Raw genomic sequence first — 16388 nt, 5'->3', positions numbered from 1 at the left:
GTGTTTCTCCTGATTGAAACGTTAAAAAACTTTTGAAAAAAATCAGAACCGCGTGTTCTTGAGAAACTCAGCCAGACGCGGTGATTGCGGGCGCTCGAACAGTTCCTTGGGAGGCCCCTGCTCTTCGATTCGCCCCTGATTCATGAAAACGATCTTGTCCGAGACCTCGAAGGCAAAGCGCATTTCGTGGGTCACCAGCAGCATGGTCATGCCATCTTCGGCCAGTCCCTTGATCACGTTCAGCACTTCGCCGACCAGTTCCGGATCGAGGGCCGAGGTGACTTCGTCGAACAGCATCAGGCTGGGGTTCATCGCAATTGCCCGGGCAATCGCCACACGCTGTTGCTGGCCGCCGGACAACTGGCCCGGGTAGTGATCGCGCCGCTCCAGCAGGCCGACACGCTCCAGCCACTTTTCTGCCAGGGCAACGGCCTCGTCCTTGTGCAGTTTCTTGACCTTGAGCAAGCCCAGGGTGACGTTCTGCAGCGCCGTGAGGTGCGGGAACAGGTTGAATTGCTGAAACGCCATGCCGGTCATCGCGCGATGCCGGGCAATGACCTTTTCCGGGTGCCGCACGCGTTTGCCGTTGACCTCGTCATAGCCGATGGATTCGCCGTCGAGCATGATCTGCCCGCCTTGAAACTCTTCGAGCATGTTCACGCAACGCAGCAGCGTGGTCTTGCCCGAGCCGCTGGAACCGATCAGCGTGACGACGTTGCCGCGCTGCATGGTCAGGTCGACGCCCTTGAGCACTTCGAGCTTGCCGTACTGTTTGTGCAGGCCGCGAATGTCCAGCAGGGCCTGGCCGTTTTGAGGATCTTTTGCGTTAGAGAGCGAAGATTGAGTCATGGCAAGGCCACCCGCTTTTCAATGTGCCGGCCGAGTAATTCGATGGCGTAGTTGATGACGAAAAACAGAAATCCGGCGAACAGGTAAAACTCCAGGGTCATGAAGGTCCGGGCAATGATCTGCTGTGTGCTGAGCAACAACTCGGCCACACCGATCACCGACAGCAAGGTCGAGGCCTTGACGATCTCGGTCGATGAGTTGACCCACGTCGGCAGGATCTGCCGCAGCGCCTGAGGCAACAGCACGTAACCGAGCGACTGATAAAACGTCAGGCCGATGGCCTTGCTCGCTTCCATCTGGCCGCTGGGCAATGCCTGCAACGCGCCGCGCACGATCTCGGCGACGTGAGAACCGCAAAACAATGTCAGCCCCAGGGCACCGGCCTGAAACGCACTGATCTGCCAGCCCAGCGCCGGCGCCATATAGAAGCAGGCCAGCACCAGCACAAACACCGGCGTGCCACGAATGATGTCGACATAAAAACGAAACGGTGCGCGCATCCAGACATTGCCGTAGGTCAGCACCAGACCGGCGACAATGCCGACCAGCGTGCCCAGCAAAATCGCCAGCGCCGAGACCTGCACACTGGTCAAGAAGCCTTGCCACAGCACTTCGCGGGCAACCCATAGTTCATGCAGCCAACTGGGTGATTCGTACATGAGGGCCTCCTATCGGCGGATCGCCAGACGCTGTTCGAGGTAACGCAGCATCATGGCAATGAGGTAACAGGCCGCAACATAGAGCGCTGTGGTCACCAGCCAGGTTTCAATCACCCGGTAGCTTTCGACATTGATCTTGCGCGCGTAATAGGTCAGCTCCGGCACGGCAATCGCCGCCGCCAACGAGGTGTCCTTGAACAGCGAAATGAAGTTGTTCGACAAGGCTGGCAGCACGTTGCGCAGCATCACCGGAACGGTGACGTACGCCTTGACCTGCCACTCACCGAGCCCGATGGCGAGTCCGGCTTCACGCTGGCCCTTGGGAATACTCAACAAGCCACCCCGGAACACTTCGGTCAGGTACGCCCCGGCATACAGCGACAGGGTGATGATGAACGACGGGATCTTGTCCAGGCGGATGCCCAGGCTCGGCAAGGCAAAGTAGATCAACAGAATCAACACCAGAATCGGCGTATTACGGATCACCGTCACATACACCGACGCCAGCACCCGCAATGCGCGGTGCTTTGAAAGCAAAGCAAACGCCATCATCAGGCCGATCACGCAGCCGATGGCGATCGACACCAGCGCCAGTTCAAGGCCCAGACCGAGCCCCGCCAGCAAGGTGTCGAAATCGCGCCACACAGCGGCAAAGTTCAACTGATAGTTCATGGTCAGCAGTACCTTGAGCGGGGCGACTCGTCATCGCCCCGCTCTCACGGGATCATTTGAATTCGACAGGGAAACCAATAGCCGGGGTAGGCAGCTCTACGCCGAACCACTGCTTGAAGGACGCCGCGTAAGTCGGGAACTCAACGCCGGTCATGGCTTCATGCAGGGTGGTGTTGACGAAATTCAGCCAGTCCTGATCGCCGCGTTTAACCGCGCAGGCGTAGGTTTGCGGGCTCCAGGCGTAGGCCGGGCTGCGATAGCGGCCAGGGTTCTGCACCATCAGGTATTTGACCGACGACTGATCGGTGGCTGCTGCGTCGGCACGGCCGGAGTTCACGGCCTGGTACATCAAATCGACGCTGTCGTACTGATCGACCTTGGCCTTGGGCAGCGCCTGATGCACCAGCTCCTCGGCGTACACGTTCTGCAACACCGCCACGGTCACGCTGTCGTTGGCGGCCTTGAGGTCTTCGATTTCCTTGTACTTGCTGTTGGCCGGCAGCAACAGGCCGACGCCTTCGCGGTAATACGGCAGCGTGAACGCCACTTGCTGGGCGCGGCTGGCGGTCACGGTAATGAACTGGCAACTGATGTCGACCTTGTCAGTCAGCAGGTTGGGGATCCGCGCATCGGAAGACTGCACCACGAACTCGACCTTGGTCGGATCGTTGAACAACCCCTTGGCGATCATGCGCCCGATGTCGATATCAAACCCCTGCAACTTGCCATCCGCTCCCTGGAAATGCCACGGCGCATTGGTACTGCCCGTGCCCACAATCAATTTGCCGCGGGCCAGCACGCTATCGAGCTTGCTGTCCGCCGCCTGGGCCATACCCATGGCAGCGGCAGAAGCCGCGAGAACAAAAACACACGCTTTTAACAAGGAAGGTCGGCGATGCATGGCAAGCACTCCAGGGTGATGTGTATTCCGTTATACCGGACGTTGGTGTGTAACAACGGAATAGACAGCAGAAAGTGTGCCACAGGTTGCGGGGGGAATGTAGGGGGGATTGAAAAGTGTTTTGAATCAAAAGGATGGATTCGAGGATCGAATCGACGTTACCAATCGCAACCTACAAAAATCGCTACCGTTGGCCACAACGCACGGGTACTTGCACCCCAATCAGGGCATAGCGATTCAAAATGAAGCAGATCGCTACCTGTAATTTCTGACAGTAGACCCACCCCTGCGCGCTCCTTTACCGTCTACAAACGCTCGATGTCGTTGTGAAAAGGAGATTTTCAATGAGCTCGAATCCCAGCCAAACCACTCTCGCCCCGGTCTATCGCAAGGCCCTGAGCACCTGGCGTCCGGTGATTCTTTATTTCGGCAGTCAACACTGTCCCGCCTGCGAAATGGCCGGGCCGATTTTTCGCAGGATCGCTGAGGCTTATCGGCATTTCGCGCACATTTATATGCTGGTCATGGAGCAGTCGCCTCGGCACCCGAACGTCACCGGCTCACCGACCGTGCTGTTTTATAAGGACGGGAAGCTGCTGAAGAAGCTCAAAGGGATCGGCACCGAGGACACCTTGGCGCAAGATTTCGCCCGGCACATCGGCAAGGTGAGGCCGCCAGCGGTGAAGCACAAACCGCGGCATGACCTGGTGTGGTTGCGCCAGACATTACGCAGGTTGTGCACTGTGCCTCGCGCCACGTCGCGATTGAGCCGTGAGACCTGGCGGTAATCTGTGGCATTTTTTGTGATGGGAAAGATCGCTATCGCGAGCAGGCTCGCTCCCACACGTTCGCGATAGCTCTTGCTCTCAAGGCTTCCTGGACTGTTCGATGTACCTGAGCACCGCCGCCGACTTCTCGAACCGCCGATAAATCAACGACAACCACGACGTCGCCGCGCAGCCTTTGATGGTCCGGTACACCACGCCGGGCAATCCGACATGCCCGACCACCGACTCTGGCACCACCGCCACGCCCTGCCCCAACGAGACCAGGGCAATGACCGCCACCAGCCCGCCCGGCTGTGCCCCCAGTTTCGGCGCAAATCCGCCCTCGGCGGCGACTTGCAAGGTGCCGCTGATTTGTTCCGGCAGGATGAACGTCTCGCTCTGCAAATGCTCGGGAGCGATCTCCGGCAGTCGACACAGCCAGGACTCGGTAGACAGCGCCAGCACAAAGCCTTCTGCGTCCAGGCGAATGGCTTCCAGGCCATCCGGCAGGGTCATGGGTGAGCGGACATAACCAAAATCGAATCGTCCTTCCGCCACCATTGCCGGCAACGAGACCATGGGGCTTTCCCGAACGTTCAGGCTCACGTCGGGACACTCGCGACTGAAGGCCTGCACCTGTTTTTGCAGCAACCCGGAGTACACCGCCGACGCCACGTAACCCAGTTCGATATGGCCAATATCCCCGCGTCCGGCCCGTTGGGCATTGTGCTGGGCGTATTCGAATTGCCGCACCGTCGCCTCGGCTTCGATCACCAGCGCGGCACCCGCTTCGGTCAGGCTGACTTCGCGGGTCTGGCGCACGAACAGCCGCGTGCCGAGCTCGCTCTCCATGTCCTGGATTTGCCGAGTCAAGGTGGGCGGCGCAATGCCCAGTTGTTCGGCAGCACGGGTGAAGTTGCCATGCCGGGCAACGGCCAGAAAATAGCGGAAATGCCGTATGTCCATGGGTGCATTAGCTCAAAGGTAATGAAGTCCCGACGCCAGGCTAATAAAGCTGGCGATCGAGCGCGATAAGCTCGTTGGCAATCACAGTAGAGAGCCAACGCCATGCACGTCAAACCCCTTGCCGCGGTTACAGTCAACAGCCTTGCCCAACAGGCAATCGCACCATGAGCCGGGTCAATCCACGCCTGACGCTGCTGACGGCTTCCGGCGTCTGCTCATTGATCGTCCTCGACACCAACATCGTCGCCGTCACCCTGCCGACCATCGCGCGCGACCTGGGCGCCAACTTTGCCGACATCGAATGGGTCGTCAGCGCCTACATGCTGGCCTTCGCGGCGCTGCTGCTGCCGGCGGGCAGCCTTGCCGATCGTTTTGGCCGGCAGAAAACCCTGCTCTGTGGCCTGGGCATTTTCATCCTCGCCTCCATCGGCTGCGGTGCTGCGCCCACGGCGTTGTTCCTCGACATCGCGCGGGCGATCAAGGGCGTCGGCGCGGCATTGTTGCTGACCTCGGCCCTCGCTTCGATCGGCCACACCTTTCACGATGAAGTGGAACGGGCCAAGGCCTGGGCGTTCTGGGGCGCATGCATGGGCGTGGCGATGACCGCCGCGCCGACAATCGGCGGGCTGATCACCGAATACGTCGGTTGGCGCTGGATTTTCTACCTCAACCTGCCGGTGGGCGTGTTGTTGATGGTCATGGTCTGGCGCGCGGTGCCGGAGTCTCGTGATCCGCAGTCAGCGCGCCTCGATCCCTGGGGCAGCCTGGCGTTCAGCGCGAGCTTGTTGTGCCTGATCTGGGGCTTGATCGAGGCCAACCGGATCGGCTGGAGCAACCCGGTCACTTACGCCCGGCTCGCGGGCGGCGCTATGCTGATGGGGTTGTTTGTGCTGATCGAACGGATGCAGCGGCGGCCGATGGTCGACCTGCAATTGTTCAGGCATCCGCGCTTCATCGGCGCCCTGCTCGGCATGTTCGCCTATGCCGGTTGTGCCCAGGTGATGATGACGTTGCTACCGTTCTACCTGCAAAACGGACTGGGTTTCTCGGCCATCGCGTCGGGGTTGGGGATGTTGCCGTTTGCCGCGACGATGTTGTTGTGCCCGCGAATTGGCGCTCGGCTCGCCCATCACTTTGCGCCCGCCACTTTGATGGCGGCCGGTTTGACCCTGGTGGGCAGCGGCAACCTGCTCAGCGCCTGGGCCGTCAGCAGCGGCGGCTACGCGCCCTTCGCACTGGCGATTGCCGTGACAGGGGCCGGCGCCGGCCTTTTAAACGGCGACACGCAAAAAAACATCATGGCGTGCGTGCCCCGCGAACGCACAGGGATGGCGTCGGGCATGAGCACCACCATGCGATTCAGCGCAATCGTATTGGCCATCGGCGTGTTCGGCGCGTTGCTGTCCAGCCATACCGAACTGTTGCTGCGCACCAGCCTGTCGACGCAGGGCGCGCAATGGCTCAGTCAAACACAAGGCATTGCCTCACGGGTGGTCGCCGGGGACATGAGCGCCGCCATGAGCGTGCTGCCGCAAGCGGCACGCCCACAGGTGGAGCCATTAGCGCGCCAGGCGTTCGTCGGCGGTTTCAGCCTGCTGCTTCTGGTCGCCGGTTTGCTGGCACTACTGGGGGCGGTGGTGGTGGGCACGTTGATGCGCAACCCGATTCCGGCACAGAAAAATACTGCCCTGAGCCTGGAATAAACCAAACCGGGGCTCGTCGTACAGCCACTGAAATCGTTCAGTAGCCACCACGAGAGCCCCATCATGAAACGCATCCTGCCCGCACTGTTCCTGATGACCCTGAGTGGCGTTGCGGCCGCTGCTTCCGTCGACAACGCCAGCACACCAAACGTCGAGGACTACACGTATTCGACGCCCCTGAAGATCGCCAAAGTCGTCAACATGACCAACGGCGATTATTGCGGCATCGGCACACGGGAGATGACTTACATCGACACCAGTAACGTCACCCACACCTTGCGTTACCAAGCCTATGGCGACAGCTGCATCGACCAGAACTAATGCTTGAGCGACGCCAACACCCGCTCAGCATTCGCATCGCAGGCCATCCCTTCGGGTCGCGCCTGGATGTTTTCGATCAACCCCAGCAACTGCGCCTTGCTTTGGGCCAGGTGCAGTTGCATCGCTTCAATCTGTTCGACTTTGCGTCCCAGGCTCGCCACCAGTTCATCGTGATTGAACGCGCCCGTCACCGTGTCCGGCAACAGCAGTTTCAGCTCGTCAAGGCTGAACCCGGCCTGCTGCGCGCACTGAATGATCTTCAGGGTTTGCAACACTTGCGGCGGGTAACGCCGATAACCATTGGGCAGGCGCTCCACTTGTGGAATCAGGCCCTGAACCTCGTAGAACCGAATGCGCGATGCGTTCAACCCGCTCAACCGCGCCAATTCACCAATCTTCATCACGGCCTCATTTGACTGCTTGACATTAAAGTTAACTTTAAGCTTAGCCTCTACGCTTTACTGATGAGGAGTCAAGCATGTCGCCCTTCCAAGCGTTGAATCTGCCCAACGGCCAGACCCTCGGCAATCGCATCGCCAAAGCCGCGATGGAAGAAAATCTCGCGGATGCCAATCAAGCGCCGTCCAAGGCGCTTTTTCAGCTGTATCAGGCCTGGGCAGAGGGCGAAGCGGGTCTGCTGCTGACCGGCAACGTGATGATCGACCGTCGCGCCATGACCGGCCCTGGCGGTGTGGTGCTGGAGGACGAACGCGATTTGGGACGGTTCCGTGAGTGGGCAACCATTGGCCGCTCCGGTGGCGCGCAGTTCTGGATGCAGCTCAATCACCCCGGACGCCAGACCATGGCCAACCTTGGGCAACAAGCGTTGGCGCCATCGGCGGTGGCGCTCGACCTGGGTTCGTTTTCCAAGATGTTCGCCGAGCCCAGACCGATGTCTGAAAGTGACATTGCCGAGGTCATCCAACGCTTCGCCACCAGCGCGGCCCTGGCAGAAAAGGCAGGGTTTACCGGGGTGCAGATCCATGCGGCGCACGGTTACCTGATCAGCCAGTTCCTCTCACCCTTGACCAACCGCCGCAATGACCGCTGGGGTGGCACCCTGGAAAATCGTGCGCGCCTGTTGCTAGAGGTGGTCAGCGCCGTGCGCCAAGCCGTGTCGCCGTCGTTTTGTGTGGCGGTCAAACTCAACTCCGCGGACTTCCAGCGTGGCGGTTTCGATGCCGACGACGCCCGCCAAGTGATCCAGTGGCTCAACGATCAGCCCATCGACTTGCTGGAGCTTTCAGGCGGCAGCTACGAAGCCCCGGCCATGCAGGGCGAAGCCCGTGACGGCAGGACGTTGGCGCGGGAGGCGTACTTTCTGGAAATGGCCGGCGAACTGGCCAGCGTGGCGCGGATGCCGGTCATGGTCACCGGCGGCATCCGGCGCCTGGCTATCGTCGAACAAGTGCTCGACAGTGGCATCGCCATGGCCGGGATCGGCACCGCGCTGGCCCTCGAACCGCAGTTAGTCAAACACTGGCGCACAGGTCAAAACAGCCATCCGCAATTGCCGCCGATCCGCTGGAAACGCAAACCGCTGGCCGCACTGGCGAGCATGGCCGTGGTGAAGTTCCAGCTTCAACGCCTGAGCCGCGGACGCAAGCCTCGACCCGACGTTTCGGCAGTCTGGGCGCTGATCCTTGATCGCGTGTACATCGCCCGGCGTACGCGCCAGTACCGGCAGGCGATGAGTAAGTAAAAGCAAATCGGGGTTCGCGGAGGAATGCGTCGACCCCATCGCGAGCAGGCAAGCTCCCACACAGGATCTCTGGTGGTCACAAAATCCTGTGGGAGCGACGATACGACTTGCTCGCGAAGAGGGCCTTGCAAACCACCCGATCTCAGACTGAAACCAGCTCATCAATGTGCCGATAATCCGCTTCCAGCGCCGCCGCCAGCTGTTTCGCCCGACCAAGCCGAATCGGCCCTCGCTCAATATCAATCAGCAGCCCCGGACACTCCAGCACCGACAGCACGGGCCATTCTTTCACCCGTCCATCGGTCACCAGCACCAGCCTTTGCTGCTCTGCCGGGAAGCGCTTCTGGCGTGTCGCCAACCAACGCCCCGCCTCCCCCAGCGCCGCCAGCAACGGAGTACCGCCGCCTGCGCCCAAGCCATCCAGCCAGACGCGCAGCCCCGTCGATGCTTTCAAACCTTGCACCTGCCATGTTGGTACGTTGCCGCTGGCCGTCAGCAACGCCAGACGCACGCGCTGTCGGTAAGCGTCGTCGAACAATTGCGCGAGCAGCCCCTTGGCATCGCTCAACGCTTGATGGCGCCGGGTCGAGGCCGAGGCATCGACAATCACCAGCCACAGTTCGTGGGGGAACCGCGTGCGCTGGTGGAACAGCAGATCCTCATGCTGACGCGGACGGCCCTTGAGCAAGGTGCCAGGCCAATCGATCGTGCCGCTGCGCGCGGCGTGACGCTTGCCCTGTTTACCATTGGCCAGCCGTCCTGTGCGGGGTCTGGCATTCGCCCCCGCGTCAGATCGAGGGCGAATGCCTAGGGCTTTTTTGGCCAGCTCGGCACTTCACGTCGCGCGCCGACCGGCAACGCCTGGGCGGGCATTTCGCCCCATTGGCCCTGGCCTTCGCTGGGGCTGGGGTTGGACGGTTGTGTAGAGGGTGGCTGATTGTTTTGCGGTGCCGGAGCTGAATGCTCACGACGGCGATGCCGCAAGGCAAACTCGGCGACGGCGTCGATGTCTTCCTCGGCGATGGAGTTTGCCCCGCGCCATGCGGCATGGGCCCGGGCGGCGCGCAACCAGACCAGATCGGCGCGCAAACCATCTACACCGGCCGCAAAGCAGCGCTCGGTAATCTGCGCCAGCGCTTCATCGTCCAGCGGAATGCTCATCAGCGTGTCACGCGCCGTCTGGCAACGTTCGCGCAGCAATTGCTGCTGGCTTTCCCATTGCGCGCAGAACGTTTGCGGATCGCTGTCGAAATCCAGTCGTCGACGGATGATCTGGCCACGTTCGGCCGGTGCGGTGTGGCCGCTGAGGGCGACGTTCAAGCCGAAACGGTCGAGCAATTGCGGACGCAGCTCGCCCTCTTCCGGGTTCATGGTGCCGATCAGGACGAACTTCGCCGAATGCCGATGGGAAATGCCATCACGCTCGATCAGGTTGGTGCCGCTGGCGGCCACGTCGAGCAACAGGTCCACGAGGTGATCGGGCAGCAGGTTGACTTCATCGACGTACAACACGCCGCCATCGGCCTTGGCCAATACGCCGGGGGAAAATTGCGCCCGCCCTTCACTCAAGGCGGCGTCGAGGTCGAGGGTGCCGACCAGCCGTTCTTCGGTGGCGCCCAGGGGCAAGGTGACAAATTGACCGCTGGCGAGCAGGTCCGCGAGGCCGCGAGCCAGGGTCGATTTGGCCATGCCGCGCGGGCCCTCGATCAGCACGCCGCCGATTTTCGGGTCGATGGCGGTCAGGCACAAGGCGAGCTTCAAGTCATCGGCGCCGACCACGGCACAGAGCGGGAAATGCGGGGTGTCGGTCATCATCAATACTCGTTCATGGTCGATAAGCAAACTCACTCCCACAGGGCGAAGGCGTCAGCTGTCTTCTTCTATATCCAGCAATAAATTCTCCAGCGCCTCGCGGTACTCGCCCGGCGCCTTCCACATTCCCCGTTGCTGCGCCTCGAGCATGCGTTCGGTCATGTCGCGCAACGCAGACGGATTATGCTCACGCACAAAGTCCCGGGTCGCTGGATCGAGCAAATAGGCATCCGCCAGCAACGCATATTGATGATCGTCGATCAGTTGTGTCGTCGCATCGAAGGCGAACAGGTTATCGACCGTCGCCGCCAGTTCAAAGGCACCTTTGTAGCCGTGACGCTTCACGCCGTCGATCCACTTGGGGTTCGCCGCACGGGAACGGATCACCCGGTTCAGCTCTTCTTTTAGCGTGCGAATCTTCGGCAAGTCCGGCTGGCTGTGATCGCCGTGGTAACTGGCTGCCGTTGCGCCGCTGAGGCTTTCCACGGCAGCGAGCATGCCGCCCTGGAACTGGTAATAGTCGTTGGAATCGAGCAAATCGTGCTCTCGATTGTCCTGGTTCTGCAGCACGGCCTGAACCTGACTCAGGCGCTGGGCGAATTGCGCGCGAGCGGCGGTGCCTTCATCGGCGCCGCCGTAAGCGTAGCCGCCCCAATTGAGGTAAACCTCGGCCAGATCCTCGCGGCTTTGCCACAACCGACCGTCGATGGCGCCCTGCACGCCGGCGCCATAAGCACCGGGCTTGGCGCCGAAGATGCGCCAACCGGCCTGCCGTTTGGCCGCCTCTTCATCCAGACCAGAGTGCATCAACGCTTCACGCTCGGCACGCACTTTGGCGGCCAGCGGGTTGAGGTCGTCCGGCTCGTCGAGGGCGGCGACCGCTTGCACCGCTGCGTCGAACAGACGAATCAGGTTGGCAAAGGCATCGCGAAAGAATCCCGAGACGCGCAACGTCACGTCTACGCGCGGGCGATCGAGCAGGCTCAATGGCAGGATTTCGAAATCATCGACCCGCTGACTGCCCGTGGCCCAGACGGGACGCACGCCCATCAGCGCCATCGCCTGGGCAATATCATCACCGCCGGTACGCATGGTCGCGGTGCCCCAAACCGACAGGCCGAGCTGGCGCAAGTGATCGCCGTGGTCTTGCAAATGCCGCTCGAGAATCAGGTTGGCGGACTGGAAACCGATGCGCCACGCCGTGGTGGTCGGCAGGTTGCGCACGTCCACCGAATAGAAATTGCGCCCGGTTGGCAGCACGTCCAGACGACCGCGACTCGGTGCGCCACTGGGGCCGGCCGGGACGAAACGACCGCTCAGGGCATCGAGCAAGCCGCGCATTTCCGCCGGGCCGCAAGCGTCCAGGCGCGGGGCAACGACGTCGCGCAGGCTGTCGATGATGGCGCTGACGTCGGACCGGCCTGCCTCCTGTGGGAGCGAGCTTGCTCGCGATGGCAGTGGGTCAGGCAACATTGATGTGACCGGCATACCGCTATCGCGAGCAAGCTCGCTCCCACAGGGTATGGGGTAGGCTTGAGGCTCGTTTAGTGTCTGCGAGATCAGTTGAGCGGCAAACAGTTCGAGGCGTTCACGGGTATCGCCGGCGGTACGCCAGGCTTCATCGCTGAGGGTTTGCAGTTCCGGTGGACGCGGCCCAGTCCAGGACTCGGCCAGCGCACAATCCAGCGGATCGAAGCCCAGCGCGAAGTCCTTGGCCAGCGCCCGCAACAAACTCGATTGCGCGCCACGCCCATCGCCACGTGGAATGCGCAGCAACGCCAGCAACGTATCGATGCGCAATCGTCCGGTCGGCGATTCGCCAAAGATGTGCAGGCCATCGCGGATCTGCGACTCTTTCAAGTCACACAAGTAGGTGTCCAGACGCGGCAGCCAGATCGCCGCATCGGCATCGCTGTCGAGCTTCTCGTCCAGCTGCAGCTCGCGATCGATGTGGGTGTCGCGCACCAGTTGCAGGATGTCGCGCTGCAATTCCCGGGCACGGCGCGGATCGAGCAATTGCGCTTCGTAATACTCGTCGGCCAGCAGTTCGAGGTTGCGCAGCGGGCCGTAGGTTTCAGCGCGGGTCAGCGGCGGCATCAAGTGATCGATGATCACCGCTTGTGTTCGACGCTTGGCCTGGGCGCCCTCGCCCGGGTCGTTGACGATAAACGGATAGATATTCGGCAGTGGCCCGAGCAATGCGTCCGGCCAGCAGTTTTCCGACAGCCCGACGCCTTTGCCCGGCAGCCATTCGAGGTTGCCGTGCTTGCCGACGTGAATCACGCCATGGGCGCCGTAGGTCATGCGCAGCCAGAAATAAAACGCCAGGTAGCCGTGGGGCGGCACCAGGTCCGGGTCGTGGTACACCGCGCTCGGATCAACCTGATAGCCACGCGCCGGCTGGATGCCGACGAAGGTCAGGCCCAAACGCAGCCCGGCGATCATCATCCGCCCGCCACGGAACATCGGGTCGCTGTCGGGCGAGCCCCAGCGTTCCAGCACCGCTTGCCGATTGGTCTCGGGCAAGGCGTTGAACATCCGGTTGTAATCGTCCAGCGCCAGGCTTTGATGACATGGACGCTGGTCGAGCGTATCGAGGTCGTTGCTGACGCCGCCGAGCAATTGCTGGATCAGCGCGGTGCCGCTGTCCGGCAAGTCGGCCGGCAGCGGATAACCTTCTTGATGCAGCGCGCGCAGAATGTTCAGCGCGGCGGCCGGGGTGTCGAGACCGACGCCATTGCCGATGCGCCCATCGCGGGTCGGGTAGTTGGCGAGGATCAGCGCGACACGTTTTTCGCTGTTCGGCAGCCGTGCCAGATCAATCCAGCGCCGCGCCAGTTCAGCGACAAAATCCATGCGTTCTGGTTGCGCCCGATAGCAGACCACATCCGACTGACTGCGCTCACTGCGCCACGCCAGGTCCTTGAAGCTGATCGGCCGGCTGATGATCCGACCGTCCAGCTCCGGCAGTGCGATGTGCATGGCCAAGTCACGCGGGCCGAGGCCTTGTTCACTGGCACGCCAGCCCGGCTCGTTGTCCTGAGCGCAGATCGCCTGAATCACCGGGATGTTGCGGCGAAACGGTCGCAGGTGCGGAGCTTCGGGGCTGGACTGGGCGAAACCGGTGGTGTTGAGAATCACCGAGGCCGAGACGTGGTCCAGCAGGTCCTCGACCACTGCCAGGCAGCCGGGCTCTTTCAAACTGGCGACGGCGATGGGCAACGGGTTCAGCCCCGCTGCTTGCAAACGCTGGCAGAACACATCGATAAACGCGGTGTTCGCTGCCTGTAAATGCGAGCGGTAAAACAGCACCGCCGCCACCGGCTGATCGGCTCGCCAGTCGGCTTGCCAGTCTTCAAGGTCGGCGGGGCTTTTTTGCGGATGGTAAATCGCCGTGCGCGGCAGGGTTTGCGGCTCGGCCCAAAGGTAATCGCGGGCCAGCCAGCGATTGGCCAGGCAACGGAAAAAATCCAGGGCATTGTTCATGCCGCCTTGACGCAAAAACTGCCACAGACGATCGCGGTCTTCAGCGGGGACGGTGCTCAGGTCACTGAGTTCCGGGTCCGGGCGATCATCGCCGGGCACCAGAATCAGCTGCACACCTTGCTCCGCGAGTTGCACCAGCCGTTCGACGCCGTAGCGCCAATAGGCGATGCCACCGTGCAGCGAAATCAGAATCACCTTGGCGTGGCGCAGCACTTCGTCGACGTACAGATCGACCGACGCATGATTCTGCACCTGCATCGGGTTGGCCAGACGGACGCTGGGGTAATCGTCCGGCAGTTGCTGCGCCGCTTCGGCGAGCAGCGCGAGGCTGGAGTCGCCGCTGCACAGGATCACCAGTTCGGCGGGGGTTTGTCCAAGGTCGGCGATGTTGTCATCCGACACGAAACCGCCGGGCTGGGTCCTGAGCAGATGCATGGTTTACACGCTGAGCGCGGCGCGCAATTGCGCTTCAAGCAGGACGGCGTCCAGTTCCTGGCCGATCAGCACCAGACGCGTGGTGCGCGCTTCAGCGGCGCCCCACTGACGGTCGAAATGCTTGTCGAAACGCGTGCCCACGCCCTGGATCAGCAGGCGCATCGGTTTGTTCGGAATAGCAGCGAAACCTTTAACCCGCAGGATGCCGTGCTGGACCACCAGTTGAGTCAGCGCGTCCAGCAGCAGGCTTTCGTCGGCTTGCGGCAGTTCAATGGAGATCGAATCGAACGCATCGTGGTCGTGATCGTCTTCGCCTTCATGGTGGTGATCGTGATGGCTGTGACGGCTGTCGATGTGTTCTTCGGAGCCGACGCCAAGGCCGATCAGCACGTCCAGTGGTACGCGGCCGCTGCTGGCTTCGATAACTTTGACGGCCGGCGGCAGTTCTTCGGCGACTTCCAGGCGCACCCGGGCCAGGTCTTCAGGGCTGATCAGGTCGGCCTTGTTGAGGATCACCAGGTCGGCGCTGGCCAGTTGGTCGGCGAACAGCTCGTGCAATGGCGATTCGTGATCCAGGTTCGGGTCGAGTTTGCGTTGGGCGTCGACCTGGTCCGGGAAGGCGGCGAAGGTGCCGGCCGCGACGGCCGGGCTGTCGACCACGGTAATGACCGCATCAACGGTGCAGGCGCTGCGGATTTCCGGCCACTGGAAAGCTTGAACCAGAGGCTTTGGCAGGGCCAGGCCCGAGGTTTCGATGAGGATGTGGTCGAGGTCGCCGCGACGCGCCACCAGTTCGCGCATCACCGGGAAGAACTCTTCCTGGACGGTGCAGCACAGGCAGCCATTGGCCAGTTCGTAGACGCGGCCGTTGGCTTCTTCTTCAGTGCAGCCGATGGAGCACTGCTTGAGGATTTCGCCGTCGATGCCCAGCTCGCCGAATTCGTTGACGATCACCGCGATGCGGCGGCCCTGAGCGTTGTCGAGCATGTGCCGCAGCAAGGTGGTTTTGCCCGAGCCGAGGAAGCCGGTGACGATGGTGACGGGAAGTTTGGCCAGTGTTTTCATCGGATGCCCTTTGGCAAGGTGGCGGGCATACGGGACGACAATCGCTGCGACGGATGCGCGCGCGGAAGAGTTCGCCACCGGATCACCCCGCCCGGTTGTAGTGAGAATCTGTGTCGAGGCAGGTCTCCTGGCTGACGGTGTGCCAATGGCTGACTGGCGTTCGCTGCGCCTTCCCGCGAACCCGTTGTGCAGGGTTTGCAGTGGCGTGGCAGCGAACATCACCGTTCACAGTTGCGGGGGCAGCCGCGGCATCGACCGCGTTCCCTTCTTAGCTTCGGCAACTGCCGAAGAACCTCGAAAGCGCAAGGCTACGCATCGGGTGGGGGCGGGTCAATGTTCACTTGAGTTCGGCGGCGCGCCCATCGCGAGCAAGCTCGCTCCCACAGTTGACCGCATTCCCATGTGGGAGCGAGCTTGCTCGCGATAGTGGCACCTCGGTGTCGAGTTGAGAAACCATGCCAATTGACTACCCCGCCCCGCCCATGCTCTCCTACACGCCTTGTTACGGGTGCCCTTCACAGGGTGAAACGGGAAACCGGTGAATCATGTGCTTTACTCAAAGCCATGTCAGTCCGGTGCTGCCCCCGCAACGGTAAGCGAGCGAAGCGTCAGATCCACTGTGCCAGCAGTTTGGCATGGGAAGGTGATGCTTGCAGGTTCAGGCGCAAGCCTTGCCCCTCGTGAGCCCGGAGACCGGCCCGCAACACAAAGTGACCATTACGATCACTGAATAACAAACCCGCGGTGGGCGGGCGCTGTTTGAACCTCTGCGTACCCGTTCGCAGGGCTCTTCCATGCGCTCTATTCACCCACTGACAGACCAGAGGGATGCGCCATGTCGATCATCAGCACCACCGGCAGCAACGCCGACAAGAGCACCGCCAGCACCACCACGACCCTGACTCAACGCCTGACCGCCGCCGTGTGTGCGTCGATCCTGGGTGCGAGCCTGGTGTATTTCGCCGGTTTCTCGCACATCGAAGCGGTGCACAACGCCGCGCACGATACCCGACACAGCTCCGCGTTCCCGTGCCATTGAGGCCAGCCGAA

General features: G+C 61.7%; 15 protein-coding genes and 2 riboswitches. Of the genes, 5 read left to right on the top strand and 10 right to left on the bottom strand.

What is annotated here, in order from left to right; translation table 11 throughout:
- Nucleotides 1–42: 42 nt before the first annotated feature.
- Genes ACM6I0_RS09110 through ACM6I0_RS09095 form a run of 4 tightly spaced genes read right to left on the bottom strand, consistent with a single transcriptional unit; the run spans nt 43 to nt 3081 of the window.
- The gene (locus tag ACM6I0_RS09110) at nt 43–849 is read right to left on the bottom strand and encodes an amino acid ABC transporter ATP-binding protein (RefSeq protein WP_414922068.1); all 807 of its coding nucleotides are present in this window, start codon (nt 847–849) and stop codon (nt 43–45) included.
- Entirely contained in the window at nt 846–1508 is a 663-nt protein-coding gene (locus ACM6I0_RS09105; RefSeq protein ID WP_208668001.1) for an amino acid ABC transporter permease, read from the bottom strand. The genes ACM6I0_RS09110 and ACM6I0_RS09105 overlap by 4 nt, the downstream gene beginning before the upstream one ends.
- A 9-nt stretch (nt 1509–1517) precedes the next feature.
- The gene (locus tag ACM6I0_RS09100) at nt 1518–2180 is read right to left on the bottom strand and encodes an amino acid ABC transporter permease (RefSeq protein WP_008015908.1); all 663 of its coding nucleotides are present in this window, start codon (nt 2178–2180) and stop codon (nt 1518–1520) included.
- 52 nt (nt 2181–2232) lie between these two features.
- Nucleotides 2233–3081 carry a transporter substrate-binding domain-containing protein gene (locus ACM6I0_RS09095; RefSeq protein WP_222586439.1) on the bottom strand — a complete coding sequence of 283 codons (849 nt, stop codon included), beginning with the start codon at nt 3079–3081 and terminating at the stop codon, nt 2233–2235.
- A gap of 344 nt (nt 3082–3425) precedes the next feature.
- Between ACM6I0_RS09095 and ACM6I0_RS09090 the strand changes: the two genes are divergently transcribed.
- Nucleotides 3426–3869: a thioredoxin family protein gene (locus ACM6I0_RS09090; RefSeq protein WP_285433979.1), complete on the top strand. Its 444-nt coding sequence runs from the start codon at nt 3426–3428 to the stop codon at nt 3867–3869.
- 78 nt (nt 3870–3947) lie between these two features.
- Here the strand turns inward: ACM6I0_RS09090 and ACM6I0_RS09085 are convergent, their stop codons facing one another.
- A complete protein-coding gene (locus ACM6I0_RS09085) occupies nt 3948–4814 on the bottom strand; it encodes a LysR family transcriptional regulator (protein WP_414922067.1) in 867 nt (288 codons plus the stop codon).
- Nucleotides 4815–4978: 164 nt separating this feature from the next.
- Here ACM6I0_RS09085 and ACM6I0_RS09080 point away from each other — a divergent pair, with 164 nt between their 5' ends.
- Both ACM6I0_RS09080 and ACM6I0_RS09075 read left to right on the top strand, forming a co-directional pair.
- Nucleotides 4979–6517, top strand: coding sequence for an MFS transporter (locus tag ACM6I0_RS09080; RefSeq protein WP_414922066.1), 1539 nt, complete (start codon nt 4979–4981; stop codon nt 6515–6517).
- A 63-nt stretch (nt 6518–6580) separates the two neighbouring features.
- A complete protein-coding gene (locus ACM6I0_RS09075; RefSeq protein WP_414922065.1) occupies nt 6581–6838 on the top strand; it encodes a DUF2790 domain-containing protein in 258 nt (85 codons plus the stop codon).
- Here ACM6I0_RS09075 and ACM6I0_RS09070 read toward each other — a convergent pair.
- Nucleotides 6835–7239, bottom strand: coding sequence for a MerR family transcriptional regulator (locus ACM6I0_RS09070; protein WP_285433972.1), 405 nt, complete (start codon nt 7237–7239; stop codon nt 6835–6837). The two genes, ACM6I0_RS09075 and ACM6I0_RS09070, sit on opposite strands and share 4 nt — an antisense overlap.
- A gap of 77 nt (nt 7240–7316) precedes the next feature.
- Between ACM6I0_RS09070 and ACM6I0_RS09065 the strand changes: the two genes are divergently transcribed.
- On the top strand, nt 7317–8540 hold the full coding sequence (locus ACM6I0_RS09065; protein WP_285433970.1) for an NADH:flavin oxidoreductase/NADH oxidase family protein: 1224 nt from the start codon (nt 7317–7319) through the stop codon (nt 8538–8540).
- 142 nt (nt 8541–8682) lie between these two features.
- On the opposite strand, the gene ACM6I0_RS09060 is transcribed toward ACM6I0_RS09065, so the two are convergent.
- From ACM6I0_RS09060 to cobW, 4 genes are all read right to left on the bottom strand, one after another.
- The gene (locus ACM6I0_RS09060) at nt 8683–9228 is read right to left on the bottom strand and encodes a vWA domain-containing protein (RefSeq protein WP_350310390.1); all 546 of its coding nucleotides are present in this window, start codon (nt 9226–9228) and stop codon (nt 8683–8685) included.
- Between the two features lie 119 nt (nt 9229–9347).
- Entirely contained in the window at nt 9348–10352 is a 1005-nt protein-coding gene (locus tag ACM6I0_RS09055) for an ATP-binding protein (protein WP_285434185.1), read from the bottom strand.
- 54 nt (nt 10353–10406) lie between these two features.
- Entirely contained in the window at nt 10407–14273 is a 3867-nt protein-coding gene (cobN, locus tag ACM6I0_RS09050) for a cobaltochelatase subunit CobN (protein ID WP_414922064.1), read from the bottom strand.
- A gap of 3 nt (nt 14274–14276) precedes the next feature.
- Nucleotides 14277–15338, bottom strand: coding sequence for a cobalamin biosynthesis protein CobW (gene cobW, locus ACM6I0_RS09045; protein ID WP_414922063.1), 1062 nt, complete (start codon nt 15336–15338; stop codon nt 14277–14279).
- Between the two features lie 99 nt (nt 15339–15437).
- Nucleotides 15438–15650, bottom strand: a riboswitch (cobalamin riboswitch).
- Between the two features lie 177 nt (nt 15651–15827).
- Nucleotides 15828–16055, top strand: a riboswitch (cobalamin riboswitch).
- A gap of 118 nt (nt 16056–16173) precedes the next feature.
- Between cobW and ACM6I0_RS09040 the strand changes: the two genes are divergently transcribed.
- A complete protein-coding gene (locus ACM6I0_RS09040; protein WP_285433966.1) occupies nt 16174–16377 on the top strand; it encodes a CbtB domain-containing protein in 204 nt (67 codons plus the stop codon).
- Nucleotides 16378–16388 lie beyond the last annotated feature (11 nt).

It is taken from the genome of Pseudomonas sp. IT-P294 (assembly GCF_949767865.1).
Lineage (GTDB): Bacteria > Pseudomonadota > Gammaproteobacteria > Pseudomonadales > Pseudomonadaceae > Aquipseudomonas.
This window is presented reverse-complemented; position numbering and strand designations above follow the sequence as displayed.

Bases quoted from the DNA above. Each gene is read 5' to 3' on its own strand.
- cobW (WP_414922063.1), bottom strand. From the start codon at position 15,338: ATGAAAACACTGGCCAAACTTCCCGTCACCATCGTCACCGGCTTCCTC.
- ACM6I0_RS09070 (WP_285433972.1), bottom strand. From the start codon at position 7,239: ATGAAGATTGGTGAATTGGCGCGGTTGAGCGGGTTGAACGCATCGCGC.
- ACM6I0_RS09065 (WP_285433970.1), top strand. From the start codon at position 7,317: ATGTCGCCCTTCCAAGCGTTGAATCTGCCCAACGGCCAGACCCTCGGC.
- ACM6I0_RS09090 (WP_285433979.1), top strand. From the start codon at position 3,426: ATGAGCTCGAATCCCAGCCAAACCACTCTCGCCCCGGTCTATCGCAAG.
- ACM6I0_RS09100 (WP_008015908.1), bottom strand. From the start codon at position 2,180: ATGAACTATCAGTTGAACTTTGCCGCTGTGTGGCGCGATTTCGACACC.
- ACM6I0_RS09055 (WP_285434185.1), bottom strand. From the start codon at position 10,352: ATGACCGACACCCCGCATTTCCCGCTCTGTGCCGTGGTCGGCGCCGAT.
- ACM6I0_RS09110 (WP_414922068.1), bottom strand. From the start codon at position 849: ATGACTCAATCTTCGCTCTCTAACGCAAAAGATCCTCAAAACGGCCAG.
- ACM6I0_RS09085 (WP_414922067.1), bottom strand. From the start codon at position 4,814: ATGGACATACGGCATTTCCGCTATTTTCTGGCCGTTGCCCGGCATGGC.
- ACM6I0_RS09040 (WP_285433966.1), top strand. From the start codon at position 16,174: ATGTCGATCATCAGCACCACCGGCAGCAACGCCGACAAGAGCACCGCC.
- ACM6I0_RS09105 (WP_208668001.1), bottom strand. From the start codon at position 1,508: ATGTACGAATCACCCAGTTGGCTGCATGAACTATGGGTTGCCCGCGAA.
- ACM6I0_RS09075 (WP_414922065.1), top strand. From the start codon at position 6,581: ATGAAACGCATCCTGCCCGCACTGTTCCTGATGACCCTGAGTGGCGTT.
- ACM6I0_RS09080 (WP_414922066.1), top strand. From the start codon at position 4,979: ATGAGCCGGGTCAATCCACGCCTGACGCTGCTGACGGCTTCCGGCGTC.
- ACM6I0_RS09095 (WP_222586439.1), bottom strand. From the start codon at position 3,081: ATGCATCGCCGACCTTCCTTGTTAAAAGCGTGTGTTTTTGTTCTCGCG.
- cobN (WP_414922064.1), bottom strand. From the start codon at position 14,273: ATGCATCTGCTCAGGACCCAGCCCGGCGGTTTCGTGTCGGATGACAAC.